This window comes from Peterkaempfera griseoplana (assembly GCF_001418575.1).
Lineage (GTDB): Bacteria > Actinomycetota > Actinomycetes > Streptomycetales > Streptomycetaceae > Peterkaempfera > Peterkaempfera griseoplana.
In genome coordinates, this window is the sequence record NZ_LIQR01000474.1 from 1 (window position 1) to 3,823 (window position 3,823).

Annotated in this window: 5 protein-coding genes; 4 read left to right on the top strand and 1 reads right to left on the bottom strand. The window is 74.6% G+C overall.

The window, feature by feature from the left end:
• The coding region (locus AOK09_RS30095) for an RICIN domain-containing protein (protein WP_175609364.1) at positions 1-476 on the top strand (476 nt) is incomplete at its 5' end.
• A 399-nt stretch (positions 477-875) separates the two neighbouring features.
• Here AOK09_RS30095 and AOK09_RS30100 read toward each other — a convergent pair.
• On the bottom strand, positions 876-1,895 hold the full coding sequence (locus AOK09_RS30100) for an NAD(P)/FAD-dependent oxidoreductase (protein WP_055590394.1): 1,020 nt from the start codon (positions 1,893-1,895) through the stop codon (positions 876-878).
• Between the two features lie 79 nt (positions 1,896-1,974).
• Here AOK09_RS30100 and AOK09_RS30105 point away from each other — a divergent pair, with 79 nt between their 5' ends.
• From AOK09_RS30105 to AOK09_RS30115, 3 genes are all read left to right on the top strand, one after another.
• Positions 1,975-2,571, top strand: coding sequence for a helix-turn-helix domain-containing protein (locus AOK09_RS30105; RefSeq protein WP_055590395.1), 597 nt, complete (start codon positions 1,975-1,977; stop codon positions 2,569-2,571).
• 144 nt (positions 2,572-2,715) lie between these two features.
• Positions 2,716-3,459 (top strand): SDR family oxidoreductase, encoded by a 744-nt coding sequence (locus AOK09_RS30110; RefSeq protein WP_055590396.1) that lies wholly within the window; start codon positions 2,716-2,718, stop codon positions 3,457-3,459.
• Positions 3,460-3,591: 132 nt separating this feature from the next.
• On the top strand, positions 3,592-3,823 hold a 232-nt coding region (locus tag AOK09_RS30115; protein WP_175609365.1), incomplete at its 3' end, for a helix-turn-helix domain-containing protein.

Consider the following 3,823-nt stretch of genomic DNA (forward strand, 5'->3'; position numbering starts at 1 on the left):
TGGACTCGCCCAGCGGGGCCACGGGTAACGGCACCCGGCTGCAGATCTGGGACTGCAACGGATCCGCCGCCCAGAAGTTCTCCGTCAACGGGGGAGCACCGGTCGCCGGGCCCGGCGGCAAGTGTGTGGACGTCGCGGCGGACGACACGGGTGGCGACGGGGCGGCGGTGCAGTTGTGGGACTGCCAGTCGTGGGCCGAGGACCAGCACTGGACGCACAACGCGGACGGTTCGCTGGGGACGCTGGGGCGGTGCCTGGATGTGAACGGCAATGGGACGGCCAACGGTACGCAGGTCGAGTTGTGGGACTGCAACGGGGTCGGCGGTCAGAAGTGGGTGCAGCAGTCCGACGGTTCGCTGCGCAATCCGCAGTCGGGCCGGTGTCTGGACTCGCCCAGCGGGGCCACGGGTAACGGCACCCGGCTGCAGATCTGGGACTGCAACGGATCCGCCGCCCAGAAGTTCGCACTGGGCTGAGATCGCTGAGGCGGGTACACCCGCCGCAGCGGTGCCGGCGAAGGGGCGCGGGAACTCCCGCGCCCCTTCGCCGTACGGCCGTCCACGCACGCCCGCGAGCGGGCGATGACCGACGGGAGTCCGGCGTCGTCGACAGCCCGGACCGGCAGCTGCCCCGGCCGATGCGGCCCGGGGCGGGACCCCGGCCCCGTCCCGGCTCACCCGTCCGCAGCTGCCGGGGCGGGACCGCCGAGCCGGAGCGGCCCCCGGTGGGGCATCCGCGTCCGCAGGCGCGGAGCGCGGCGTCGCGCAGGCTCACCCCATGGCCGTCGGCGTGACCGTGTCCGCCGTGGCCGTCGCCGTGCCGATCGGCGGCCGGGTGCTCGGGACACGATCTCTGCCCGTCCCGGTCCGCCGGCTTCACAGACCATGGCGCCGGTCGCCCAGCACCCGTTCGCAGACGCGTGCCTCGGACTCGGGGGAGAAGGGGTCCCGCCGGGCGGCGACGGCGAGACGGGTCTCCTCGGCCACCAGGTCGGCGTTGATCCGGGCCGCCGCCGCGGCCCCCGCTGCCGCGGCAGCGCCGACCTGGGCGAACGGATCGGCGACATTGCCCGCGACCCAGACGCCGGGCACCTCGGTGAGGCCGGTGGCGTCGCCAGGGACGTACTCGCCGCTCCCCGCCGGATGCTCGGCCGGCAGAAGGCCGAGCGGCGCCAGAAACCCGGCGCGGACCCGCAGCCTCGGTGCGACCGCCAGCGCCGTACGGGCGACCACCGTGCCGTCGTCGAGCCGCACCCCGGTGAGGCGGTCGCCGGTGGTCTCCAGGGAGGCGACGCGGCCCTGCACCACCGTGATCCCGCGGGCCGCCAGTTGCTCCGCCTCCTCGCCGGACAGCGGCGGGGCGGTGTGGCGGAAGTAGCCGACGTCACCGCTCCACTGCCGGAACAACAGCGCCTGGTGCACCGACTGCGGTCCGGTCGCCAGCACGCCGACGGCCTGGTCGCGGACCTCCCAGCCGTGGCAGTACGGGCAGTGGAGCACATCCCTGCCCCAGCGCTCCTGCAGCCCCGGGACGTCCGGAAGCTCGTCCACCGCACCCGTGGCGACCAGCAGCCGGCGCGCCCGGGTCCGCCGCCCGTCGGCCAGTTCCACCTCGAACCCGCTGCCGCGGCGGACCGCGGAGGCGACCTCGCCGCTGACCACCAGGCCGCCGTAGCCGCGGACCTCCGCCCGCCCCCGTTCCATCAGCTCGCCGGGCCGGATCCCGTCCCGGCCCAGCAGCCCGTGCACACCGGCTGCGGGGGCGTTGCGGGGGGCTCCGGTGTCGATCACCGCCACCGACCGCCGTGCCCGTGCGAGCATCAGCGCCCCGCTGAGGCCTGCGGCGCCGCCGCCGACCACCACCACGTCACAGTCGTTCTCCAGCTGGTCGCTCATCCCTGACCACCTCCACGGCAACCCTGCGGGCCCTCGGTCATCATGGCAAACAAACTTGCTGATATGGCAAGCTGGTGGAATGGAGAACGACCTCGACCGGACGCTGGGCGCGGTCGGCCCCCGGCTTCGCGCACTGCGCACCCAGCGGGAGACCACGCTGGCCGACCTTTCGGCGGCGACCGGAATCTCGGTGAGCACCCTGTCCCGCCTGGAGTCCGGCACCCGCCGCCCGACACTGGAACTGCTGCTCCCGCTGGCCCGGGCCCACGGCGTCACCCTGGACGAACTCGTCGACGCCCCGCCCACCGGGGACCCCCGCATCCATCTGCGCCCGGTCACCCGCCACGGCATGACCATGCTGCCGCTGACCCGCCGCGCGGGCGGCATCCAGGCGTACAAGCTGGTGATCCAGGCCGACGGTTCCCGCGGGGAGCCCGAACCGCGAACCCATGAGGGGTACGAGTGGGTCTATGTGCTCAACGGGCGGCTCCGGCTGATCCTGGGCGACCGTGACCTTGTGCTCTCCGCCGGGGAGGCGGCCGAGTTCGACACCCGGGTGCCGCACTGGTTCGGCCCGGCCGGTTCCGAGGCGGTCGAGTTCCTCAGCCTCTTCGGGCGGCAGGGGGAGCGTGCGCACCTCCGGGCGCGCCCCGCGACCGGAAAGCCGTCCGACTGACCCGTCCGCCGCACGGTCCCGGGGCCCGGCGACGTGCGCCGGGCGACGGGGGCGGACCGGCCATGCCGGAGCCCGCGTGCCCGGCGGGCGCACTCCGACCCGACCGGCTACGTTGATCGGACCCGGCGCGGAAAGGGGCCCGTCGTGAGGATCGCGGTCGTCGGCGGAACCGGTTTTGTCGGCTCGAGACTCGTGGCGAGGCTCGGTGCGACCGGGTGCGAGGTCTCCGCGCACGGCCGGTCCACCGGCCTCGACCTGCTGACCGGCGAAGGACTGCGACAGGCCGTGGACGGGGCCGGCGTGGTGGTGGACACCATCGACGCACCGTCCTTCGACGCGGCCGCGGCGCCCTTCTTCCGCACCACGACGCAGAACCTGCTGGCCGCGGCGGAGGCCGCCGGGGTGGGCCATGTCGTCCTGCTGTCGATCGTCGGCATCGACCGGGTCCCCGATGCCGACTACTACCGGGCGAAGGTCCTCCAGGAGGACCTGGTCAAGGCGGGACCGGTCCCGTACTCGATCGTCCGGGCCACCCAGTTCATGGAGTTCATCGCCGGGATCATGGACTGGACCACGGAGGGCAAAGCCGTCCACCTGCCCACGACCCCGCTCCAGCCGATCGCCGCCGACGAGGTCGTCGACACGCTCGCCGAGGTCGCGACCGGGACGTCGCTCAACGGCACCCTCGACATCGCGGGCCCCGAGGCCGTCCCGCTGGACGAACTCGGCCGAGCCACCCTGCGGGCCCGCCCCGACGGCCGCAGGGTCGTCGTCGACCCGTCCGCAGGCCTGTTCGCAGCGGTTCCCGGCGACGCCCTCACCGCCCCGAGCGGCGCACGCCTGGCCCGCACCCGCTACGCCGACTGGCTGGACCGGCCGGGCGCCTGAGCGTCCGTGCGCCGGCCGGAACCCCCGGGGACACCCGTTCGGAGCAGCGCGCGGCGGTACGGCCAGCGCGCCGGCAGCTGCGGATGGTCCCCTGGGAGGGCAGGCCGAGCCGACCCCGCGGAGGTGCCGACGGTGTCCGAGAACGAGCAGTCCGGTGATCCGGCGGGCGGGACACGGCCCGGCGACGTCGGCCGCAGGGTCGCCCATCGGCGAACGGCCCTGGGGCTGAGCCGGGAGGAGCTCGCCGCGCGGACGGGTATGGCGGCCGAGTACCTCCGCTATGTGGAGGAGCATCCGGCCCAGCTGGAACCCGACGCCATCACCCGGCTCGCCGGCGCCCTGCAGACCACCGTGGAGCAGCTGC